This is a genomic window from Flavobacterium pectinovorum (assembly GCF_900142715.1).
Classification (GTDB): domain Bacteria; phylum Bacteroidota; class Bacteroidia; order Flavobacteriales; family Flavobacteriaceae; genus Flavobacterium; species Flavobacterium pectinovorum.
Genome location: NZ_FRBX01000002.1, coordinates 200,576 through 222,465, shown reverse-complemented (window position 1 = coordinate 222,465; position 21,890 = coordinate 200,576). Strand labels below are relative to the sequence as shown.

General features: G+C 31.6%; 18 protein-coding genes and 1 tRNA gene. 13 read left to right on the top strand and 6 right to left on the bottom strand.

Annotated features, from left to right (window positions below):
• Nucleotides 1-92: 92 nt before the first annotated feature.
• The 4 genes from BUE22_RS23705 to BUE22_RS07525 form a co-directional block, all read right to left on the bottom strand.
• Nucleotides 93-163 (bottom strand) — tRNA-Cys (locus tag BUE22_RS23705).
• Nucleotides 164-257: 94 nt separating this feature from the next.
• Nucleotides 258-617, bottom strand: a complete 360-nt coding sequence (gene folB / locus BUE22_RS07535; protein ID WP_042564907.1) for a dihydroneopterin aldolase — start codon at nucleotides 615-617, stop codon at nucleotides 258-260.
• A 5-nt stretch (nucleotides 618-622) separates the two neighbouring features.
• Nucleotides 623-916, bottom strand: a complete 294-nt coding sequence (locus tag BUE22_RS07530; protein ID WP_073394442.1) for a type II toxin-antitoxin system RelE/ParE family toxin — start codon at nucleotides 914-916, stop codon at nucleotides 623-625.
• Nucleotides 917-1,135, bottom strand: a complete 219-nt coding sequence (locus tag BUE22_RS07525) for a hypothetical protein (protein WP_042564909.1) — start codon at nucleotides 1,133-1,135, stop codon at nucleotides 917-919. It abuts the gene before it with no gap.
• A 110-nt stretch (nucleotides 1,136-1,245) separates the two neighbouring features.
• Here BUE22_RS07525 and BUE22_RS07520 point away from each other — a divergent pair, with 110 nt between their 5' ends.
• From BUE22_RS07520 to BUE22_RS07500, 5 genes are all read left to right on the top strand, one after another.
• Nucleotides 1,246-3,363, top strand: a complete 2,118-nt coding sequence (locus BUE22_RS07520; protein WP_073394441.1) for a glutamine--tRNA ligase/YqeY domain fusion protein — start codon at nucleotides 1,246-1,248, stop codon at nucleotides 3,361-3,363.
• 905 nt (nucleotides 3,364-4,268) lie between these two features.
• Complete coding sequence (locus tag BUE22_RS07515; RefSeq protein WP_073394440.1) at nucleotides 4,269-4,745, top strand: hypothetical protein; 477 nt, start codon at nucleotides 4,269-4,271, stop codon at nucleotides 4,743-4,745.
• A gap of 91 nt (nucleotides 4,746-4,836) precedes the next feature.
• Nucleotides 4,837-5,163 (top strand): YtxH domain-containing protein, encoded by a 327-nt coding sequence (locus tag BUE22_RS07510; RefSeq protein ID WP_042564912.1) that lies wholly within the window; start codon nucleotides 4,837-4,839, stop codon nucleotides 5,161-5,163.
• Between the two features lie 77 nt (nucleotides 5,164-5,240).
• On the top strand, nucleotides 5,241-5,591 hold the full coding sequence (locus tag BUE22_RS07505) for a competence protein (RefSeq protein ID WP_073394439.1): 351 nt from the start codon (nucleotides 5,241-5,243) through the stop codon (nucleotides 5,589-5,591).
• Between the two features lie 5 nt (nucleotides 5,592-5,596).
• Nucleotides 5,597-5,851 (top strand): DUF6327 family protein, encoded by a 255-nt coding sequence (locus tag BUE22_RS07500; protein WP_073394438.1) that lies wholly within the window; start codon nucleotides 5,597-5,599, stop codon nucleotides 5,849-5,851.
• 18 nt (nucleotides 5,852-5,869) lie between these two features.
• On the opposite strand, the gene BUE22_RS07495 is transcribed toward BUE22_RS07500, so the two are convergent.
• Nucleotides 5,870-6,853 (bottom strand): SPFH domain-containing protein, encoded by a 984-nt coding sequence (locus BUE22_RS07495; RefSeq protein WP_042564915.1) that lies wholly within the window; start codon nucleotides 6,851-6,853, stop codon nucleotides 5,870-5,872.
• A 143-nt stretch (nucleotides 6,854-6,996) separates the two neighbouring features.
• Between BUE22_RS07495 and BUE22_RS07490 the strand changes: the two genes are divergently transcribed.
• Nucleotides 6,997-8,508 carry a hypothetical protein gene (locus tag BUE22_RS07490; protein WP_124020525.1) on the top strand — a complete coding sequence of 504 codons (1,512 nt, stop codon included), beginning with the start codon at nucleotides 6,997-6,999 and terminating at the stop codon, nucleotides 8,506-8,508.
• A gap of 32 nt (nucleotides 8,509-8,540) precedes the next feature.
• On the opposite strand, the gene gltX is transcribed toward BUE22_RS07490, so the two are convergent.
• Entirely contained in the window at nucleotides 8,541-10,046 is a 1,506-nt protein-coding gene (gltX, locus tag BUE22_RS07485) for a glutamate--tRNA ligase (protein WP_073394436.1), read from the bottom strand.
• A gap of 163 nt (nucleotides 10,047-10,209) precedes the next feature.
• Here gltX and BUE22_RS07480 point away from each other — a divergent pair, with 163 nt between their 5' ends.
• The 7 genes from BUE22_RS07480 to BUE22_RS07450 all read left to right on the top strand — a co-directional run bounded on the left by BUE22_RS07480 (nucleotide 10,210) and on the right by BUE22_RS07450 (nucleotide 21,705).
• Nucleotides 10,210-13,620 (top strand): O-antigen polymerase, encoded by a 3,411-nt coding sequence (locus BUE22_RS07480; RefSeq protein WP_073394435.1) that lies wholly within the window; start codon nucleotides 10,210-10,212, stop codon nucleotides 13,618-13,620.
• Nucleotides 13,617-14,036 carry an rRNA maturation RNase YbeY gene (gene ybeY, locus BUE22_RS07475; protein WP_073394434.1) on the top strand — a complete coding sequence of 140 codons (420 nt, stop codon included), beginning with the start codon at nucleotides 13,617-13,619 and terminating at the stop codon, nucleotides 14,034-14,036. Before BUE22_RS07480 ends, ybeY begins: the two co-directional genes overlap by 4 nt.
• A 498-nt stretch (nucleotides 14,037-14,534) precedes the next feature.
• The gene (gene mnmG, locus BUE22_RS07470) at nucleotides 14,535-16,406 is read left to right on the top strand and encodes a tRNA uridine-5-carboxymethylaminomethyl(34) synthesis enzyme MnmG (protein ID WP_073394433.1); all 1,872 of its coding nucleotides are present in this window, start codon (nucleotides 14,535-14,537) and stop codon (nucleotides 16,404-16,406) included.
• 239 nt (nucleotides 16,407-16,645) lie between these two features.
• A complete protein-coding gene (locus BUE22_RS07465; RefSeq protein WP_073394432.1) occupies nucleotides 16,646-17,110 on the top strand; it encodes a GNAT family N-acetyltransferase in 465 nt (154 codons plus the stop codon).
• A 98-nt stretch (nucleotides 17,111-17,208) separates the two neighbouring features.
• A complete protein-coding gene (locus tag BUE22_RS07460) occupies nucleotides 17,209-18,057 on the top strand; it encodes a class I SAM-dependent methyltransferase (protein ID WP_073394431.1) in 849 nt (282 codons plus the stop codon).
• A 688-nt stretch (nucleotides 18,058-18,745) separates the two neighbouring features.
• Nucleotides 18,746-19,327, top strand: a complete 582-nt coding sequence (locus BUE22_RS07455; protein WP_042564922.1) for an OmpH/Skp family outer membrane protein — start codon at nucleotides 18,746-18,748, stop codon at nucleotides 19,325-19,327.
• 98 nt (nucleotides 19,328-19,425) lie between these two features.
• The gene (locus BUE22_RS07450; RefSeq protein WP_073394430.1) at nucleotides 19,426-21,705 is read left to right on the top strand and encodes a helix-turn-helix domain-containing protein; all 2,280 of its coding nucleotides are present in this window, start codon (nucleotides 19,426-19,428) and stop codon (nucleotides 21,703-21,705) included.
• Nucleotides 21,706-21,890 lie beyond the last annotated feature (185 nt).

The window sequence follows — 21,890 nt, the reverse complement described above, 5'->3', positions numbered from 1 at the left end:
AGAGGAATGTCCGGATTCGAACGTAAATCTTTATCTAATTTTTTCTAAAAATTAATCATAAAAAAACCTCCAAGTTTCCTTGAAGGTTTTAGAGGCATCGTCCGGATTCGAACCGGAGTAGGAGCTTTTGCAGAGCCCAGCCTAGCCGCTCGGCCACGACGCCGTAGTTGAACGGATGGCAAAAGTAACTAAAATCTTTAAAATTCAAAACTTTAAAAGTAACTATTTTAAAAAATTAGTTTTTTTGTCTGATAGAATTACTTTCTAATTTCAGTCATTTTTATAGTAACTGATTCAACATCACCACCAATAGGGGGATTTATTTTAGAAACCCAAACCGTTGTTTTTTCTATCATTTCTATTTCTGCAAGCACGCGAATATTGATTCTTTTGGCCACATGTTCTAATAAATGCGAACGAATTGCCATTTCTTCAGTAACAATTCTGTTCAAATGTACATAATCAACTGTGTCAGCTAAATGATCTGTTTGTGCTGATTTTTGTAAATTGGTTTTAATTTTTAGATCGACAGTGTAATCAGATCCAATTTTTCCTTCTTCAATTAAACATCCGTGGTAGGAGAAAGTTCGAATGTTTTTAAGTTTTATAACTCCCATTTTTATTATTTTATTCTTGTAATATTTGGATCTTGGTAATTGGATGTTAACGCTAGAATGAAAACTATTTTTTTGTTCTCATCAACTGTAAAATGAATAGTGTAAGGAAATTTTCTTAATGGTAATGTACGAACTGTTTTATATTTTTCCTCGAAAAAAGGAAATGTTATTAAAGTGTCTACATAATCTTGATATTCATTAAAGAATTTTGTTCCCAAGCCATTTGATAAAGATTCGTAATATTCAGCAGTCTCATCTACTTCTTGCTCAGCGCGTATGAGAATAATTATTTCATACATTTATTTATTCCATTTAGTGTTGAGTCTTTTTTTAGATTCTTCCCAGCTAATATAATCTTCTGGTTTAGCATTTTTCAATCGTTCTAAAACCATTTCCTGTTGCCATAGCGGAATTTCATTCGCAGTGTTTTCATCAATAGAAACATCAGGAACATGTTTAAAAAAACTAATAAAAGTTTCGTAAAAATCGTCTGGAATTGTAACAGTTAATTGTCTCATAACGCTTAATATTTATACAAAAATACTAATAAATTTAATTCAAAGTCTATGAACACTAAGTCCCTATCTATCATCTATTTTTTTATCTTTGCTAAAATTACTATAAAATAATGGCATCAGAAGAGAAATCACTCAATTTTATTGAACAAATCATAGAGGAAGATTTGAAATCAGGTCTTTCCAAAACTAAACTTCATTTTCGTTTTCCACCAGAACCAAATGGTTATTTGCATATTGGACATGCAAGTTCTATTGCTTTAAATTTTGGTTTAGGACTTGATTATCAGTCACCTGTAAATTTACGTTTTGACGATACGAATCCGGAAAAAGAAGAACAGGAATTTGTCGATGCTATTAAAAAAGATGTCGAATGGCTAGGGTATTCCTGGTCAGAAGAGCGTTATGCCTCTGATTATTTTCAACAATTGTATGACTGGGCAGTTTTATTAATTAAAAAGGATAAAGCCTATGTTGATAGTCAGTCTTCTGAAGATATGGCAATTCAAAAAGGAACTCCGTCTACTGTTGGAACTGATAGTCCATACAGAAATCGTTCTGTTGAAGAAAATTTAGATTTATTCGAAAGAATGAAAAATGGTGAATTTGAGGCTGGAACACATATTCTTCGCGCAAAAATAGACATGAAATCTACCAATATGCTGATGCGTGATCCTATCATGTACAGGATTTTACACAAACATCATCATAGAACAGGAGACGATTGGAAAATCTATCCAATGTACGATTGGGCACACGGGCAAAGTGATTATTTAGAAGAAATCTCACACTCATTTTGTACACTTGAATTTTTGCCTCACCGTGAATTATACGATTGGTTTTTAGACCAGATTATTGATGAAAATCAGATTCGTCCAAAGCAAAGAGAATTTGCAAGACGTAACCTTTCACATACTGTTGTTAGTAAAAGAAAATTACAGCAACTAGTTAAGGAAAAGCATGTTAACGGTTGGGATGATCCTAGAATGTCAACAATTTCAGGGTTAAGAAGACGTGGTTATACCGCTGCATCTTTACGGAATTTTGCCAACACAATTGGTATTGCAAAACGTGATAATTTGATAAATGTATCGGTTTTAGAATTTTGTATTCGTGAAGATTTAAACAAAATTGCACCTCGTGTAATGGCTGTTTTAGATCCTGTAAAATTGGTCATTACAAATTATCCTGAAGGAAAAGAAGAGTGGTTAGAAGCCGAAAATAATCAGGAAGATGAAAACGCAGGTTTTAGAAAAGTACCTTTTTCTCGTGAATTATACATTGAAAGAGAAGACTTTCTGGAAGAAGCTCCGGCGAAGTTTTTCCGTTTGACTTTAGGTAAAGAAGTACGTCTTAAAAATGCTTATATTATTAAAGGTGAAAGTGTTGTAAAAGATTCTGAAGGAAATATTACAGAAATTCACGTTACTTACGATACCGATTCTTTAAGCGGAAGCGGAACAGAAGCAAGTCAAAGAAAAGTATCCGGAACCTTGCATTGGGTTTCAATTTCTCATGCTATTGAAGCAGAAGTTCGTATGTACGATCGTTTGTTTACAGATGAAGCACCGGACAGTTATAAAGAGAAAAATTTCTTAGATTTTGTAAATCCAAATTCATTGGAAATCATCAAAGGATTTGTTGAACCAAGTTTGGCAACGGCTCAAAACGAGGATAAATTTCAGTTTCAACGTTTGGGATATTTTACTGTTGATAAAGACTCAACTCCTTCAAAATTAGTATTTAACAAAACTGTTGGATTGAAAGATGCCTGGGAAGAAAAAGGTAAAAAAGAAGAAAACAGCATCAATAATTCTTTAAAAGAAATCAATAAATATTTCAAAGTAGAATCTAAACCAGAACGTATTGCAATTGAAAGTGCAATAGGGGAGAGCATCAAAAATGTTTCGAGTTTTTCATTATTGCAAAATTCATTAAAGAAGAATATTAACAACAATAAAGCTTCGTTGTTATTTTCTCAATTTCTTTTGAAATATTCTAATTGGAAATCTACAGATTTTGAAGAAGACGATATTAAAAAATTATATACGATGTCTCTAAGAAGTGAATCGACTTACGTTCGATCAAAAGCACTTTTAAATTTAAGAGATATTGAGGAAGTAAATTTCAAAAATCAATTTGATGATGAAATTTTGAAATTATATTCAAATCCTCCAAAAAATGCTTCGGAAAGAGAAATTGAAATTCTTGCCGAAATGGTAAAAAAATAATATAATTAGAATCTATTAAAAAGCGCTTTATATAAGCGCTTTTTTTATTATTTATGTTTTCTATCAAAAACTAAAAACTAATAAATATTTTATATTAAAAATGGCTTTTATAAATTAATTTTAAGCTATTTTTTTAATTCTTTCATCTCAATTATCATCTTTTAAAAGTTAGTAGTTTAAAACGCTTTATTTTAAGTTTATCCCCTTATTTCATGCTACTTGACAGGTTATTAACAGTGAATTGTTTATAAGTACTAATCATGTAATTTTTACTTAAAATTGATTGAATTTTGCTTTTAAAATTTCATAAAATCCAAATTTATAATTTTTTGTATAAATCAATTTAATTGATTGACTTTGATATTTTGGTAACTTATGTTTATTATTTATTTTATCTATTTAAATATTATAATTAATAGTTTATGTAGATTAAAAGTGACCTTCATAAATTAATTTTAAGCTATTTTTTTGCACTAGCCGATATATTATTCATTTTTTGAATTATTGTTTATTATTGACCTTTATTTTAATTTTCACTGTTATTTTTATCAGTTTAACGGGTTATTAACATACAATTGTTTATAAAGTTGGTATTTTTATCCAAAGGTCAAATCTGAAATTTTATAATTTTAAAAATGACACTTTAAGAATCGAAATTGAGTTATTCTAAAATTTTAAAAATATAATTTTTTGTTTTAGAATTTATTCTAAGTCTGAATTCTGAAAATTGGTTTTATGGTCAATTTCTAATTATGATTTTGTTTTGATAATACTTCAATGTTTAAATAAGTATTTTTCAATTGCATTGCATAATTTTCAAATTTCATGAAATTAGTTTTGTGGTTTATTTAAATTTTGATTTTCATTTGAACTAAGAAATTTTTTAATCCTTAAATTTAATTATCATGAAAAATTTATTTTTTACACTAGCTATTTTATTTGCAAACATTGCAATTTCTCAAACTCATCAAATTACAAAACACAATGGTGAACAATTGGATGTAAACTTTATTAAAAACGAAAATGGTTTAATTTATTATTCTTTTAACGGAAGTGCAGAAGAACACAAAATTAGTAAATATGCTGTTTCACAAATTACCAATAAACAAACAAATCAAACTCAAAAAATATCTGATAAAGTTATAGTAGATTCAAAATCAGATTATTCAATGGTAACTGTTTTGTCTCAGGAAAAAACAATTGGATTAAAACAAGCGGCTAATTTTACCGGAGTCTCGACAAAGACAAAAGGAGAACCGCCAATGGCTAATAAAAATCATACTGCTATGAGAATCAAAACTAAGTCAGCATCAAATGGTTATCCTTTTGTAAGTATTATTGAAAAAGATGGTAAATACGAAGCTGTGGCTTATGTGTATTAATTTTATTGTTAATTATTGGTAAATATTTTTTAATCAATTATTTATCTTTCAAAAATACTGTATCTTTAGTATTCATTTAAATTTTAATATTATGTCAAATAATTCAAATACAATTGCGGCTATTTTAGCTGGTGCTGCAGTAGGGGCAGCAATCGGAATTTTATTGGCTCCGGATAAAGGTTCGAATACAAGAGCAAAACTTAAGGAAGGTTTTGATGATGCAAAAGGCAATATAAAAGATTCATTAGGAGCTACTTCTGATGTTCTTCGTGAAAAATTTGCTGGGGCAACACAAAATCTTGACGGAACTTTAGATGAGTTGCTATCGAATGTAAGCCATAAAACTGAAGAAGTTATCACCTTTTTAGAATCTAAGTTGGCTGATTTGAAAGCTCAAAACGCTAAACTTCAAAAATAAAATCGATACAAGAAGCACATAACTTTACTTATTTTTATAGGTAAGTTTTGTGCTTTTTTTATTTTAAAAAATTAAATATGGCTTTTGAAGAGTTAAAAGAAAACACAGAAAAAATTCAGGATCAGACTAAAGTTTATATTGACAGTCATTTGGCTTATTATAAGCTTTGGGGTTTTAAGGTTGCAATGAAGTTGACAACTTTAATTTTAAAGTTTACTTTGATTTTATTGTGTTTTACTATGGTTCTATTTTTTGGATCTTTTGCGGCAGCTTATGCTTTTGGAGATTTATTTGGAAGTAATGCTCTTGGATTTTTAGCAGTAGGAGGGATCTATCTTTTGTTTACAATATTACTTTTTCTTATAAAAGATAAGATTGTCGAAGGACCGATTTTAGAGAAATTTTCAGAAATATTTTTTAACGATTAAGAAATATGGAAAAGAAAAAATACTCATCTTATGCTGAAATCGACAGAGATTTAGTAATTCTGAAATTAGAAAAAGATATAAATTATCAGAAATTAGTTTTAAGTTTTCAGAAAACTAAAGAAGGCATTACACCACAAAAAATCGTAAATGGATTTGTTTCTTCATATACAGATTACTTTTCAGAATCCTATCCAAAAATTTTACAATCAATTTTACCATTTGTTTTCAATTGGTTTATAAATAAAAAAAGAGGCCATTAAGCCTCTTTTTCATTTTATTTATTGTTGTACATCTGGTTGAATGTCATCTTCATAACCAGATTGTGGTTGAATAGGTTTTGGTTTTTCTACTTTTTTATTGTTCTTTTTCATCATTTCACCAACTTGGTTTGAAGCTGTAAATGATGCAACCATATTATTTAACATGTCACTTCCTGCTTGTGGAGAATTTGGTAACAAGATTAAATTAGAATTTGCATCGGCACCAATTGCCTGCAAAGTATCATAATGTTGAGTTACTACAATTAAGGCAGAAGCTTCCTGAGAATTGATTCCAACATTATTCAAAACTTCAACACTTTCTACAAGACCTCTTGCAATTTCACGACGTTGATCTGCAATACCTTGACCTTGTAAACGTTTACTTTCGGCTTCAGCTTTTGCTTTTGCAACGATTCTAATTCTTGAACTTTCAGCTTCAAATTCTGCAGCCGTTTTTTCTCTGTCGGCAGCATTAATTCTGTTCATGGCATTTTTTACCTGAATATCCGGATCAATATCAGTAACCAAAGTATTGATAATATCATAACCATAAGTAGTCATGGCCTCGTTCAATTCTCTTTTTACTGCAATTGCAATATCATCTTTTCTTTCAAAAACATCATCCAATTTTAGTTTTGGAACTTCGGCACGAACCACATCAAATACATAAGCGGTAATTTGATCGTGTGGATATTCCAGTTTATAAAAAGCATCGTATACTTTTTCCTGGATAACTTTAAACTGAACCGAAACTTTCATTTTGATAAAAACGTTGTCTTTGGTTTTGGTTTCGATGATAACATCTAACTGTTGAATCTTCAAATTTACACGTCCTGCGATTCTGTCGACGATCGGAATTTTTAGTTGTAAACCTGAATTTCTTACGCTTAAAAATTTACCAAATCTTTCGATTACAACAGATGATTGTTGTTTTACGGTAAAAAATGAAGACATAAAAATGAAGAATCCAAATACTAAAAGGATAATTAAAGCTGTGTTCATGGTGATATTAATTTAGATTTTATTAATTTTTTAAAAATACGAATAATATAATGAGATTGAGTACTTATTAATTTCTTTACATGATTTTCTTTGTTAAATTTTATTCTACATTTGGTTCAAATTTTAAACCAAAAACAAAATTTATGAAAAGAATACTACTTAGTATTGTCTTATTTACTTCTGTTTATTTATCTGCCCAAACTGTTATAGTTGAGGAAAAATTTGAAGACAAAAATGAACCTATTACTTTTGAATACCTTCCAAATTCAAAGAAATTTGTTGTGTATAAAGGTTTTGGAATTACTATGACACTTTCTTACATCACTACAAACGCTTTAAGTTTTGATGTAGATGGAAAAAAAACAACTCTATTTGAAAACGAAAAATTAGTTAGCCCAACATTTTCCGTAACTGAGAACACTTATAAAGCATATGATGCTACAAAATTTATGCAGGCTAATTATAAATTTTTTCAGGATAAAAATGTTTTCCCTGTTAATCATGATGTACTTGAAGATTTAAATTCTAATTTCTTTGGGCGTTTTGATTATTACCATGTTTTGAATAATGTTACTAATAGATGGCCAAATGATTTTTTTAATGCTTCATTTAATGATGTTTATGATTTTGGATTTACTAATCAGAAACAAAAAGAAAAGATTGACTTCGAGAAAGATGATATATATCTTGAAACAATAGAAATTAAAAGTAAATTGAGGAAGAGAATTAAGATTGATAAACCTGACTTAGCTTTACTAAAAGGTGATGCGTATGCAAAAGCTGATCTTAAAACTTCTTTTAGTGCTAAACTGAATGGAAACGAAAATTTTGATATTATTACAAAATCTGTTTCAGCTGATTTTCAAACTTCAATATTGTATAAAACGACTTATGATTTTGAAGGAAAAAAGGTAAAGGAATTACCTCTTATTTTAAAGCTTAGTGATAAATTTTTTGTTACTTCAGACAATTATGGAGGACCTAAAGATTTTAATACTACTCCAGCAAACCCAAGTTATCCTTTTGCTATAGTTAGAGTTACTCTAGGTACAATGTCTGTAAATCATTATTTCATAGATAGAACAACTGAGGATATTTATGTCTATGGAATTTATAGTGAAAAAGCACCAAAAGAAATTAATGGTGGAGTTTATCCTAGAGGATTTTATGTGTTTAAGTTTGATAAAAACGGAACAAAACTATGGGAATCTGTTAATAAGATTGATGGAAAAGATTTTTTTGAAAAAATAAATACGACCTCTAGACTTCAGGTGAATTTATTGGAGTATAATAAAAATTTGAGTTTTTCAGTTTCAGTTAATGATTTTACTGAGTTTTCATATTCTACAACTGTTGATAAATCGACCGGATCTATTTCAAAAATCAATTTTATAGAATACAATAACAATACAAGTAATTTGAAAAGTAAAGCTTTTGTAAACAATAGTTATGTAAGTGATGAATTTAAAAATAAGGTTTTTTCTCAAATGACTTTTGTCGCTATGATTTTAAATCCAAACGTTATGAGTTATTTGAAAAGTGTATCAAAAGAAGGTAAGAAATTATATTATGAAAGTGTAATTTCTGATCAGGGAATTTGGTTAGTTCAAACGGATAATAAAGAAAATTATAAAATCCTTTTGTTTAAGGACTAAAAAAAGCTCCCAATTTGGGAGCTTTTTTGTTTTTATAAAGTTGCAATCGCTTTTTGAATTCTCGAAATAGTTTCTTCCTTTCCGATGATTTCAACAATGTCAAATAGGTGAGGACCTTTCAAAGCTCCAACCAAACTCAAACGGAATGGCTGCATAACTTTACCCATTCCAATTTCGTTTTTAGTTAACCAGTCTTTTACGATTGCTTCGATGTTTGCCGAATCAAAACCGTCAATATATTCAAGAGTCGAAATCAATTCCTGCATTAAAGCCGGGGTTTCTTCTTTCCAGTTTTTACTTGCTTTTTCATCGTAAGATGTTGGTGCCTGGAAAAAGAAATCAGTCAAATCCCAAAATTCAGAAACAAAATGTGCTCTTTCTTTAATCAAAGAAACAATTCTTGTAACGTCATATTTCGAAATATCAACACCTTTTTCAACCAAAATAGAAGAGAAGCTTTTCGCTAAATCAGCATCATTTTGTTTGATTAGATATTGGTGATTGAACCATTTGTTTTTCTCCGGATCAAATTTAGCTCCCGATTTATGAACTCTGTTTAAGTCAAAAGACTCTACAAGTTCTTCTAATGAAAATAATTCTTTATCCGTTCCGTCATTCCAACCTAATAAAGCAAGGAAGTTTATAACCGCTTCAGGGAAAAATCCGTTTTCTCTGTAACCAGATGAAACACCTTCTTCTGTTTTCCATTCTAATGGGAACACTGGGAAACCTAATTTATCACCATCTCTTTTAGATAATTTTCCGTTTCCAACCGGTTTTAAAATCAAAGGTAAATGTGCAAATTCCGGAGCATCCCAACCAAAAGCTTTGTATAATAAAACGTGAAGTGGCATAGATGGTAACCATTCTTCACCACGAATTACATGTGAAGTTTCCATCAAATGATCATCAACAATATTGGCTAAATGATACGTAGGCATTCCGTCACTTTTAAATAAAACTTTATCGTCAAGTAAACTTGTTTCAAATTTTACATCACCACGAATAATATCTTTTAAGTGTAAAGTTTCATGAACCGGAGTTTTAAAACGAATCACATAATGTTCTCCATTTGCAATTCTTTTAGAAACTTTATCAGCAGAAAGTACTAGAGAAGTATCCAACTTTTCGCGAATAGTATGATTGTAAATAAATGTTTTTCCTTCAGCTTCTTGTTCTTTTCTTAAAGCATCAAGTGCTTCTGGAGTATCAAAAGCATAATATGCCCAACCAGAATTGATCAGCTGATCTGCATAAGTTTGGTATAAATCTTTACGATCGCTTTGTCTGTACGGACCAAATTTTTCATTCTTGCCAACGGTTTCTTCAGGAGCAATTCCCAACCATTCCAATGCTTCCATAATATAAGCTTCGGCACCTGGAACGAAACGGGTTTGATCTGTATCTTCAATTCTTAGATAAAAAACACCATTGTTTTTTTTGGCAAATAAATAATTAAATAGGGCAGTACGTACTCCGCCAATATGTAATGGTCCAGTCGGACTTGGTGCAAAACGCACACGAACTTGCTTTGACATTTGTTTAAATTTTGATGCAAAGATACAATTCTAATTAGAGAATTAGAAAATGAGTTTTAATTAGATAATGCCTTGCTTGTAGCTTAATTGACTAATTTTCTCATTGAGAATTATCTAATTAAAATTACTACTTTTATGGGTTATAATTAAAAGAGATTTTATTTTGAAAACAACATCAGCTATATATTTAAAATTAGAAGCGTTTATTAAAAAATATTATATGAATGAATTGATAAAAGGAGGACTTCTTTTTATTGGTTTCGGATTATTGTACTTTCTGTTTACACTTTTTATTGAGTATTTCCTTTGGTTAAAACCATTAGGAAGAACCCTTTTATTTTGGATATTTATAGGAGTAGAAGTTTTTCTTTTGAGCCGATTTATTCTGTTTCCAATTTTTAAGTTGTTCAAACTTCAAAAAGGAATCGATTATAATCAGGCTTCGGCTATTATTGGAAATCATTTTACAGAAGTAAGTGATAAACTAACTAACTTTTTACAGCTTTCGGCTTCTGAGAATTCAGCAGAAAGTTCAGAGTTGATGTTAGCTTCAATAGAGCAAAAAGCAAATTCATTGCAGCCAATTCCGTTTGGTAATGCCATCAATTTTAAAACAAACAAAAAGTATTTGCCATTGGCGATTATTCCAATTTTACTTTTTGCTGTGTTTTATATTTCAGGAAATAGCAATATAATTTCTCAAAGTTTAAATAGAGTAGTGCATTTCAATGCTACATTCTTACCGCCGGCTCCTTTCAAATTTGTGGTTTTAAATCAGAATTTACAAACAGAACAAAACAAAGATTTCGTTATCAAAATGGAATCAATTGGAAATGTAGTTCCCGAAAATGTGATGATTCATATTGGAGATGAAAGTTATTTTATGGAATCATCTCAGCCAGGAAAGTTTGAATTCAAGATTGAAAAGCCAGTTGAAAATGTTTCGTTTTCTTTCGAAGGAAATTCAGTTTCATCTGAAGAATATGAATTAAAAGTAATCACAGTTCCATCAATTGCTAACTTCGAAATGGTGTTGAATTTTCCATCTTATCTAAAAAAGAAATCAGAAACGATTCAGGGAACCGGAAATGCAATCGTGCCAGAAGGAACTTTGGTAACTTGGAAAATGAATACGCAGTCGACTCAGGAGATTGTTTGGAAAGATGAAAAGGCAACTTTTAAGTTTAATAAAGTAGAAAACGAGTTTAAATTGGCTAAAAATATCAGTCAAAATACAGAATATCAAATTCTTACTTCTAATAATAAGGTCAAAAATTACGAAAAACTGGATTATCAGCTATCTGTTATCAAAGATCAGCATCCAACAATCACAGTTTCTCCTGCTCCGGATAGTTTAAAATTAGATAAAAATTATGTGTTAGGAAGATTGGGCGATGATTATGGTTTATCAAAATTACAGGTTGTTTACTACGAACGTAACAAACCTCAAACTGCAAAGCGTGGAACCATTCCGGTAAAGCCAGCCGTTTTTGATCAATTCGTTTTTAACTTCCCAAGTAATTTGGCTGTAGAAGAAGGAGTCTCTTATGAATACTATTTTGAAGTTTTTGATAATGATGCACCGCACGGTTTCAAGAGTACAAAGTCTTCTGTGTTTTCAGATCGTGTTTCCACAACAGATGAAATTCAGGATATGGAATTGCAACAGCAAAATGATAATATCAATAGTTTAGAAAAGTCTTTAAAAAATCAGAACAAACAATTTTCTGAAATGGATAAGATTCAGAAAACAGGAAAAGAAAAAGATAATTTAGAATTTAAAGATCAGCAAAAAGTGAGTGATTTTATCAAGCGTCAGAAACAACAAGACGAATTGATGAAACAATTTGCTGAGAAAATGAATAAGAATTTAGATAAGTTTCAATCTGAAAAGAAAGACAAAACAGCTGATGATTTGCAAAAGCGATTGGATAATGCCGAGAAAGATTTAGAGAAAAATCAAAAGTTGATGGATGAATTAAAGAACTTAAACGACAAATTACAAAGTGAAGAGTTGTTTGATAAGATGGAAAAATTCAAACAAATCAGCAAAAACCAATCTCGTAATTTAGAACAATTAGTTGAATTAACGAAGCGTTTTTATGTAGAAAAGAAAGCAGAGCAGGTTGCAGAAAAATTAAATAAACTTGCAGATGAGCAAGAAAAGCTTTCTAATAAAGAGGGAGAAAACACCAAAGAGAAACAAGACGATATTAATAAAGCCTTTGATAAAATTAAAGAAGATTTGAAAGATCTTAAAGAAGAAAACAAGTCTTTAAAATCCCCAATTGATATTCCTGCGGATGCTTCAAAAGAAAAAGATGTAGACTCTGATTTACAAAAAGCTTCTGAAGAATTGAGTAAAAAGAATACTTCATCGGCCAAGCCAAAACAAAAAAGTGCTGCAAAGAAAATGAAAAGCATGTCTCAGGAAATGCAGTCAAGTATGGAAGGCGGAGATCAGGAACAATTAGAAGAAGATGTTGCAATGCTTCGTCAGATTCTTGATAATCTTTTAGCCTATTCTTTATCTCAGGAAGATGTAATGAAACAATTTAAATCTATGAAATTAGGTTCTTCTGCTTACACGAAGAATATCAAGATTCAGCAGAATTTAAAACAACAGTTCAAACATGTCGACGATAGTTTGTTTGCATTATCATTACGTAATCCAAAAGTAGCAGAAGATGTAACCAAAGAAATCGGAAACGTACAATATAATATAGACAAAGCAATTGAAACCTTAACCGATGTTCAGGTTCCAAAAGGAGTTTCACACCAACAGTATGCTACTTCATCGGCAAATAAGTTAGCCGACTTTTTAAGTGATTTATTAAACAACATGCAAATGTCTATGTCTAAACCGGGAGCAGGAAAACCAAAACAAGGAGATGGACAAGGAATGCAATTGCCGGATATTATTCAAAAGCAAAAAGGTTTGGGTGATAAAATGAAAGAAGGAATGCAACAAGGACAAAAACCCGGAGAAGGAAAACAGGGCCAAAGTGGAGAAGGAAAACAAGGTCAGGGAAAAGACGGTAAAGATGGACAGGGAAAAGAAGGACAAGGAAAAGGAAGTCAGGGAAAGAATGGTGAAGGTAAAAATGGACAAGGAAATAAAAATGGAGGTGAAGGAAAAGATGGTGAAAACGGAGATGATGGAGAAGGAGATGCTGAAGCAATCATGGAAATATATAAGGAGCAAGTAAAACTTCGTGAAGCATTACAAAAAGAATTAGCCAAACAAGGATTAGATTCTCAGGGCAAATCTGTAATCGATCAGATGAAGGCTTCAGAAAAACAACTTTTAAATAAAGGTTTCAAGAATGAGAATTTGCAGCGCATTCTTAATATTCAGCAAGAATTATTAAAATTAAATAATGCAGTTCAACAACAAGGTCAGGATACGAAGCGTCAATCTGAAACAAACAAGGCTGAATTCTCTAATAAAACGAATGCTTTACCAAGCTCACTTTTAGAATATTTAAACAGTGTAGAGATTTTAAATAGACAATCGCTACCTTTGCGCTCGAATTTTAATCAAAAGGTTCAAGAATATTTTAATACAAAATGATCAATTTTAATTACGAAACCGAATTTACTTTAGACAACGAACAAGCCTTTTCCGATTGGTTGAGTGCTGTAATAGTTTCTGAAGGTAAGAACGAAGGAGAGATAAATTACATATTTTGCGATGATGAATATCTTCATAAGATAAATGTAGAATATCTAAATCACGATACACTAACAGATATTATCAGTTTTGATTATACAGTTGGAAACGAATTAAACGGAGATATTTTTGTTTCTGTAGAAAGAGTAGAAGACAATGCAAAGGATTTTAATGTTTCTTTTGAAGTAGAATTGAAACGAGTTCTTGCTCATGGTATATTACATTACTGTGGATATAAAGATAAAAGTGATAAAGATGCTGAGCTGATGCGCTCAAAAGAGGATGAAAAGATTGCGATGTTTCACGTGGAACAGTAATTAAACATCTTTTTATAATTTAAATTTTTGTGTTCCACGTGAAACATGTTAAGGTTTAAATTGATTTTTTAAAAAGTTTCACGTGGAACAAGTTTAAGTTTAGATCGTAAAGTGTTTCACGTGGAACGTTTCAGATTTAATCTTTTCAAGGGTTATAATTGAAATAATTTTGAAGCGAAAATCACATTGATGTTTCACGTGAAACATTAAGAGAAGTGTTGTTATTTGATTTTAATTTTGAGATTTCTGTATCTGTTCCACGTGGGATAGATATTGTTATAAGATTGGAGTTTTTGAGTTTTGATATTTGTATTTTATAATCGTTCCACGTGGAACAGATTTTTGAAGACGAGTTTGAAATTTGGGATTTCCAGATTGTAATCTGAATTTGAAAGATTTGAATTTTGAGTGCAAGCACCGTTCCACGTGGAACAAAAAGAGTAAAGAAGTTAATTCTGAGAACTGCCTTAAACGGTTTGCAGAGAATAATAAAACAAAATGTTTTTAGAAGAATACGATGTTATAGTAGTTGGTGCAGGTCATGCCGGATCTGAAGCTGCGGCAGCAGCTGCAAATTTGGGATCGAAAACTTTATTGGTTACGATGAGTCTGCAAAACATTGCACAGATGTCTTGTAATCCCGCGATGGGCGGAATTGCAAAAGGGCAAATTGTGAGAGAGATTGATGCGCTTGGTGGATACTCAGGAATTGTTTCCGACCGCACTGCAATTCAATTTAAGATGTTGAATAAATCAAAAGGACCTGCAATGTGGTCGCCAAGAGTTCAAAGTGATCGAATGCGTTTTGCCGAAGAATGGAGAATGATGTTGGAGGGAACTCCAAATTTGGATTTCTACCAAGAGATGGTAAAAGGTTTGATTATCGAAAACGGAAAGATAAAAGGAATCAGAACTTCGTTGGGAGTAGAGATTCGATCTAAATCTGTTGTCTTGACAAACGGAACTTTTTTAAATGGTTTGATTCATATCGGAGAAAAACAATTTGGAGGAGGAAGAGCAGGGGAAAGTGCCGCAACCGGAATTACCGAAGATTTAGTTCAAGCGGGTTTTGAATCTGGTAGAATGAAAACAGGAACACCGCCACGAGTTGATGGACGTTCTTTGGACTATTCGAAAATGAATGAAGAAAAAGGAGATGCAAAACCGGATAAGTTTTCTTATTCGGATTTAACCGTTCCGTTAACGCATCAAAGATCTTGTCACATGACATACACGTCGCTTGATGTTCATGATATTTTGAGAGAAGGTTTTGATCGTTCTCCAATGTTCAACGGAAGAATCAAAAGTCTAGGGCCAAGATATTGCCCTTCGATAGAAGATAAGATAAATCGTTTTGCAGATAAAGAACGTCACCAATTATTTGTTGAGCCGGAAGGATGGAATACTTGTGAAGTTTATGTAAACGGATTTTCGACTTCGTTGCCCGAAGATATTCAATTTAAAGCTTTGCGTTCGGTTGTGGGATTTGAGAATGTGAAATTCTTTAGACCTGGTTATGCAATCGAATATGATTATTTTCCGCCAACACAATTGAAACATACTTTGGAAACGAAGTTGGTTGAAGGTTTATATTTTGCGGGACAAATTAACGGAACAACAGGATATGAAGAAGCAGCTTCGCAAGGTTTGATGGCCGGAATAAATGCGCATTTAAAAGTACACGAAAAAGTGCCATTAATTTTAAAACGTGATGAAGCTTATATTGGAGTTTTAATTGATGACTTAATTACGAAAGGAACGGAAGAACCTTATCGTATGTTTACATCAAGAGCAGAGTATAGAACTTTGTTGCGTCAGGATAATGCTGATTTTAGATTAACGCCAATGTCTCACGAAATTGGTTTGGCTTCTGAAGCTCGTTTACGAAGAATGGAAAAGAAATTAAATGAGTCTGAAAAGATGGTTGCTTTCTTTAAAGAGACGAGTGTTTCGGTTGCCGAGACAAATCCGATTCTGGAAGCGAAAGAAACTGCTCCGATTACACAAGGTGATAAAATGTTTAAAGTTTTCTCACGTCCGCAAATTGATTTGGAGGATATGATGAAATTTGAAAAAGTAAAAGAATATATAGAAGCAAATGATGTTGATCAGGAAATTTTGGAGCAAGCCGAAATCCAGGTCAAATATTCTGGTTATATCGAGAAGGAAAGAAACAACGCGGATAAACTAACTCGTTTAGAAGAAGTAAAAATTCCAGAGAATTTTGATTACAACAAAATTAAATCAATGTCGATTGAAGCAAAACAAAAATTAAGCAAAATCCGACCAGTTACAATTTCTCAGGCATCAAGAATCAGCGGAGTGTCACCAAGTGATATTTCCGTATTGTTGATTTATATGGGGCGTTAGGAATTTTAGATTTCTGAGTTTAGATTTTAGATTGTTTGTTGGAATATGTAGTATGCATTTAGCTTGAATTGTTCCACGTGAAACTATTTCTAATTTATTTAGTTTTATGTTTGAAAATGATCTAAAATATAAACTAGAAATCTAAAATTATTTTTGTTCCACGTGAAACTAATTTGCTATACTTTGTCATTCCTCTTTCCTAGGAATGACAAAAGAGATGAAATCTAAATTTTTGTTTTATGAAGATCGTTGAAAAAGAAGTTTTATCATTAGAAGAAAAAGAAGTTTTAAGAGAACTTTGGAATAACGAATATCCGACAAGATTACATTTGAAAACTATCGAAGATTTTGAATTGTATTTGGCCGGACTTTCGAACACAAAACATTATTTACTGTTTGATGATTCAGATGAAATAATTGGATGGACATTTACTTTTTTGAGAGAAGGAGAAGATTGGTTTGCGATAATTCTGGATAGTAAAATTCAGGGAAAAGGAAATGGATCTCTTTTGATCAATGAAATTAAAAAGGAAAAAACGAGTTTGAATGGTTGGGTAATTGATCAGGAAAATGAAATAAAACAAAACAACGAATTGTATAAATCTCCAATGCCATTTTATATTAAAAATGGTTTTACAATTTTGACAGAAACAAGAATTGAAAATGAAAAAATGTCGGCTGTAAAAATAAATTGGAGGAGCTAAAAGAAAAATATAAATACTAAAATATCAAACCCTAAAAATTGAAATTTCACTTTTAGGGTTTTGCTATAACATTAAACCAAAATCCCGATAATTAAAAAATGGACGTTTTAAACAAAAAACATTTTCTTACTGTAAAAGACCATTCTGTATCTAAAGAAATTTTCGAATTGTATCACGACGAAACTTTAGACATGTTGATTACATCTCCGCAACCAGATTTGGAAAATCTTGGAAAATATTACGAAAGCGAAGATTATATTTCGCACACAGATAACAAACGTTCGATGTTTGAAAAAGCATATCACTTTGTGAAAAATATCGCTTTAAAAAACAAACTCAATTTGATTAATGCGGAACAATCTCAAAAAGGAAAAATTTTAGACATTGGTGCCGGAACCGGAGATTTTTTATTAACGGCAAAAAATGACGGTTGGGAAACGGTTGGAGTAGAACCAAGCGAAAGAGCAAAAAATATTGCGAAGCAAAAAGGAATTTCTTTTGTGGACGAAATTAGCGTTCTCGAAAATAATTCTTTTGACGTAATTACAATGTGGCACGTTTTAGAACACGTTCCAAATTTAGAACTTCAAATTCAGGAATTGAAGCGTTTGTTAAAACCAACTGGAACATTAATTGTTGCGGTTCCAAATTTCAAATCGTACGACGCAAAACATTACAAAGAATTTTGGGCAGCTTTTGATGTGCCAATTCATTTTTGGCATTTTTCAAAAAAAGCAATTCAGTCGCTTTTTGAAAAAGTAGATATGAAGTTAGAAAAAGTGCTTCCAATGAAATTTGATTCTTTTTACGTGAGCTTATTATCTGAAAAATACAAAACCGGAAAAATGAATTATATTAGCGCGTTTTTTGTTGGCTTAAAGTCAAATTTGAAAGCGGGCAGTACAAAAGAGTATTCATCTCACATTTACGTCCTAAAAAACAGCTAAAACGCAAAATAAGCGCGTTTCCAGCGCTTTTTCTGGCTGGGCGAGGAGAAATATCCTCTTTTTCGAGAAACAGGCTCTAATAACAGCTATAAAAGCCGCTTTTAATAGCGGTTTTTTATACTTTTAGACGGTTCCATAAATAAAAGCAATACCATAAAAAACGAGTGTTTTTTCAAATTTTACGCTGAATTTTCAAATTTCAAATTTGAAAATAGAATGATGTAAAAATTGCTGAAATTTTGTTTTTATGTCGAAGTTTTATTTTTGTGTTTTTCAAAGTAAAATTTCATAAATGATACTTTTTATTCGAATTTCTATTTCTGAAAATTGCAGAACAAAAAAAATGAAATTTTGATAATTTTTTGGACTGTGATCAATTTTAAAAATACAAGGCAGTAAAAATGATAAACGGATAGCGTTTTATGCTCAAAAAACGGCTGAAACGCTAAATAAGCCTATTTGCAGTGTTTTTTCAGGAAGAATGAGGGTTTGTGTTATTTTTTTTGAGAAAACGGCTCTAATAAAAGCTGTGGAAGTCATTTTTAATAATGATTTTTTATGCTAATGTTTTTCTTTATAAGTAAAACTAATATCATAAAATTCGAGCATTTTTTAAACTTTATGTTGATGCTATTTATTTTTTTATATTTTTGTCTTCAATACATTAAAAAAATTAGAAATTTAGAAAATGAAAAAAGCATTAGTAATTATCGCACTTTCAATTTCGGTTGTTTCGTGTAATAAAACAGCAGAAGTTAAGGAAGTAAAAACAGCTTACGTTGATACTTCGGTTTTAATGAAAGAGTACACTGAAGCGAAAGATCTTGAGGCAAAATACAAAGCTCAAGCTGAAGAAAAGGGAAGACAACTACAAGCGGAAATTACTCGTTTTAAACAAGACGCTGCTAATTTTCAAAGTCAGGCACAAGCAAACGGGCAAGCCTGGGCTCAACAAAGAGGTGCGGAGTTGCAAAAAAGAGAGCAACAATTGGGTTACGCTCAGCAAGCATTATCTCAACAATTACAACAAGAAAGTGGTGTTGAAATGGATTCTCTTGTAAGTGGAGTTAAAAAATTCATTAAAGAATACGGTAAGAAGAACGGTTACTCTTATATCTACGGTACTGGTGATGCTGCAACAGTATTATATGCTGAAGATAAGTATGATATCACAAAAGATATTATTAAAGCTTTGAATGATAAATACAAAGATTCTCCAAAAGCAGAAGCTAAGCCTGCAGCAAAAGAAGGCGAAGCTGCTAAAAAATAATACCACACCAACGAAATAATTAAAAAACCTAAATCTACCGGATTTAGGTTTTTTCTTTTATAAAAATAAGATACTTTTAGTTCTTCAATTATTGCCCAATGCAAAACGTTTCAGAAGCTGCTGCTTACACTTTACAATTCATCAATCAAACGCAAAAATCTATATTTCTTACTGGTAAAGCTGGTACAGGAAAAACTACGCTTTTGCGCGAAATTATCGCTACAACGCACAAAAACACTGTTGTGGTAGCTCCCACGGGAATTGCTGCCTTAAACGCGGGTGGAGTAACTATTCATTCGATGTTTCAATTGCCTTTTTCGGCCTTTATTCCATCGTACGATGAAGCATCAAAATTTACTGAAACGGTGAAGTTTGAGAATAAAGAAACGCTTCGCAGACACTTTAAAATGAATAATGTAAAGCGAAATGTGATTCGAAATATGGAATTGCTGATTATTGACGAAGTAAGTATGCTGCGAGCTGATTTACTGGATGCTATTGATTTTATGATGCAGACCGTTCGCAGAAATTCACGCTCTTTTGGCGGTGTTCAGGTGCTTTTTATTGGCGATTTGCTGCAATTACCGCCTGTAATCAGGGATGAAGAATGGCGAACTTTACGCAATTATTACAAAGGGAAATTTTTCTTTCATTCGCATGTAATCCAGCAAAATCCGCCACTTTACATCGAATTATCCAAGATTTATCGCCAGACAGACGACACTTTTATTTCTGTTTTAAATAATCTTCGTAATAACCAGATTACACCTCAGGATATTCAGGTTTTGAACGAATATGTAAAACCCGATTTCGACCTAAAAAACAATCCCGGTTATATTACGCTCACAACTCATAACGCAAAAGCCGATTCAATTAATGAACAGGCTATTAATGATTTAGCGGGAAATGAATTTGCTTTTCAGCCCTTTATTGTTGGAGATTTTCCCGAGAAAATATTTCCGGTAGAGGAAAATCTGAAATTGAAAGTAGGAGCACAAGTTATGTTTGTGAAGAATGATATTTCTTTTGAAAAGCGCTATTTCAACGGAAAAATGGGCATTATAAAATCGCTTTCGCCTGAAGAAATCTTCGTTCATTTTCCTGAAGAGAATAAAACCATTGAAGTTGAGAAATACGAGTGGAAAAACATTCGCTATAAAGTAAACGAGCTCACAAAAGAGGTTGAAGAAGAGGTTTTGGGCACATTTGCACATTATCCCCTTAAATTGGCTTGGGCAATTACAGTTCACAAAAGTCAGGGTTTGACATTTGAGAAAGCTGCGCTCGATGTATCGCAAGTTTTTTTACCCGGACAGGCATATGTAGCATTATCTCGTTTAACTTCTTTAAACGGGCTTATTTTGCTTTCTCCATTGCAAATGAATGGCATTTCTAACGATCAGGACGTAATGGATTATTCTTTGAACAAAGCAACGGAAGAAGTTTTAAAGAACTCTTTGCATTTTGAAACCAAAAATTTTATTCATAACTATTTGATTAACAGTTTTAACTGGACCGATTTAGCACAAGAATGGCGCAATCACCGTTTTAGTTATAATGAAAATGCAGTGAATTCTGAAAAAGCGAAACATTCTGTCTGGGCGGCAAAGCGTTTGGAAACTATTGAGTTGCTTTTAGATCCGTCCCAAAAATTCATCCATCAGCTCAATAAAATTTTCAATAAAGAAACTGTTGATTTATTCTTTGTGCAGGAAAGGGTAGTGGCCGCTTACGATTATTTTTTCAAGCCGATGGACAAACTGGTGACAGATCTTTTGCAGAAAATGGCTGAAATTCAGAAATATAAAAAAGTAAAAGAGTTTTACGAAGAATTAGCTTTTTTAGATGACTTGCAAACAAAGGCCGTTTTGCGCTTAATGAAAGCTAAATTATTAATTGAAATTGTTGTTGCCGGAGAGACTATTTGCAAAGAAAAATTAAGCTCTTCAGCGATTAAAAATTACAAATTAGACAAGATTGCAAAGATTCGCGAGGAATTAAACATGACGAATACCGATATCTTCAAAACTGAAGAACCTGTTGTTCGTTATACAGCAAGGAAATTAGATAAAAATGAACCTAAAGCTGCTAAAAAAACTACTATAGAAGAAACTCATGATTTGTGGCTGGAGAAAAATTCAATTGCAGATATAGCGCGCATTCGTAAGCTAACTGTGCAAACTGTTGAAACGCATTTTGTTAAACTAATTCAGGCTAAGAAGGTTAATATTTCGGATGTCCTGCCGTACGATAAAATTCTGGCTTTGCGTGAAGCTTTTGAGTTCTATCAGGAAGAATCTTTAAATCCATTAAAAGAAAAATACGGCGATGAATTTACCTGGGATGAGCTTAAAATGTTCAAAGCAAGTATTAATTGATTTTTAGATTTTGCTAATTAACATTATGTAAAATAGAAAAATTACAAATTATTTTAAGACTTTTTAATTGTTCCACGTTAAACATATAATACTGATTTTTAATAATGTAGAAGCTGTAATGTTCGAATAAAACATTAATTTGCTAACTTTATAGTTATCAGATTTATAATTAATAAAATGATTTA

What these genes read in the sequence shown, in the direction of transcription:
- folB (WP_042564907.1), bottom strand. Translation starts at nt 617, where the DNA reads ATGGGAGTTATAAAACTTAAAAACATTCGAACTTTCTCCTACCACGGA.
- BUE22_RS07530 (WP_073394442.1), bottom strand. Translation starts at nt 916, where the DNA reads ATGTATGAAATAATTATTCTCATACGCGCTGAGCAAGAAGTAGATGAG.
- BUE22_RS07525 (WP_042564909.1), bottom strand. Translation starts at nt 1,135, where the DNA reads ATGAGACAATTAACTGTTACAATTCCAGACGATTTTTACGAAACTTTT.
- BUE22_RS07520 (WP_073394441.1), top strand. Translation starts at nt 1,246, where the DNA reads ATGGCATCAGAAGAGAAATCACTCAATTTTATTGAACAAATCATAGAG.
- BUE22_RS07515 (WP_073394440.1), top strand. Translation starts at nt 4,269, where the DNA reads ATGAAAAATTTATTTTTTACACTAGCTATTTTATTTGCAAACATTGCA.
- BUE22_RS07510 (WP_042564912.1), top strand. Translation starts at nt 4,837, where the DNA reads ATGTCAAATAATTCAAATACAATTGCGGCTATTTTAGCTGGTGCTGCA.
- BUE22_RS07505 (WP_073394439.1), top strand. Translation starts at nt 5,241, where the DNA reads ATGGCTTTTGAAGAGTTAAAAGAAAACACAGAAAAAATTCAGGATCAG.
- BUE22_RS07500 (WP_073394438.1), top strand. Translation starts at nt 5,597, where the DNA reads ATGGAAAAGAAAAAATACTCATCTTATGCTGAAATCGACAGAGATTTA.
- BUE22_RS07495 (WP_042564915.1), bottom strand. Translation starts at nt 6,853, where the DNA reads ATGAACACAGCTTTAATTATCCTTTTAGTATTTGGATTCTTCATTTTT.
- BUE22_RS07490 (WP_124020525.1), top strand. Translation starts at nt 6,997, where the DNA reads ATGAAAAGAATACTACTTAGTATTGTCTTATTTACTTCTGTTTATTTA.
- gltX (WP_073394436.1), bottom strand. Translation starts at nt 10,046, where the DNA reads ATGTCAAAGCAAGTTCGTGTGCGTTTTGCACCAAGTCCGACTGGACCA.
- ybeY (WP_073394434.1), top strand. Translation starts at nt 13,617, where the DNA reads ATGATCAATTTTAATTACGAAACCGAATTTACTTTAGACAACGAACAA.
- mnmG (WP_073394433.1), top strand. Translation starts at nt 14,535, where the DNA reads ATGTTTTTAGAAGAATACGATGTTATAGTAGTTGGTGCAGGTCATGCC.
- BUE22_RS07465 (WP_073394432.1), top strand. Translation starts at nt 16,646, where the DNA reads ATGAAGATCGTTGAAAAAGAAGTTTTATCATTAGAAGAAAAAGAAGTT.
- BUE22_RS07460 (WP_073394431.1), top strand. Translation starts at nt 17,209, where the DNA reads ATGGACGTTTTAAACAAAAAACATTTTCTTACTGTAAAAGACCATTCT.
- BUE22_RS07455 (WP_042564922.1), top strand. Translation starts at nt 18,746, where the DNA reads ATGAAAAAAGCATTAGTAATTATCGCACTTTCAATTTCGGTTGTTTCG.
- BUE22_RS07450 (WP_073394430.1), top strand. Translation starts at nt 19,426, where the DNA reads ATGCAAAACGTTTCAGAAGCTGCTGCTTACACTTTACAATTCATCAAT.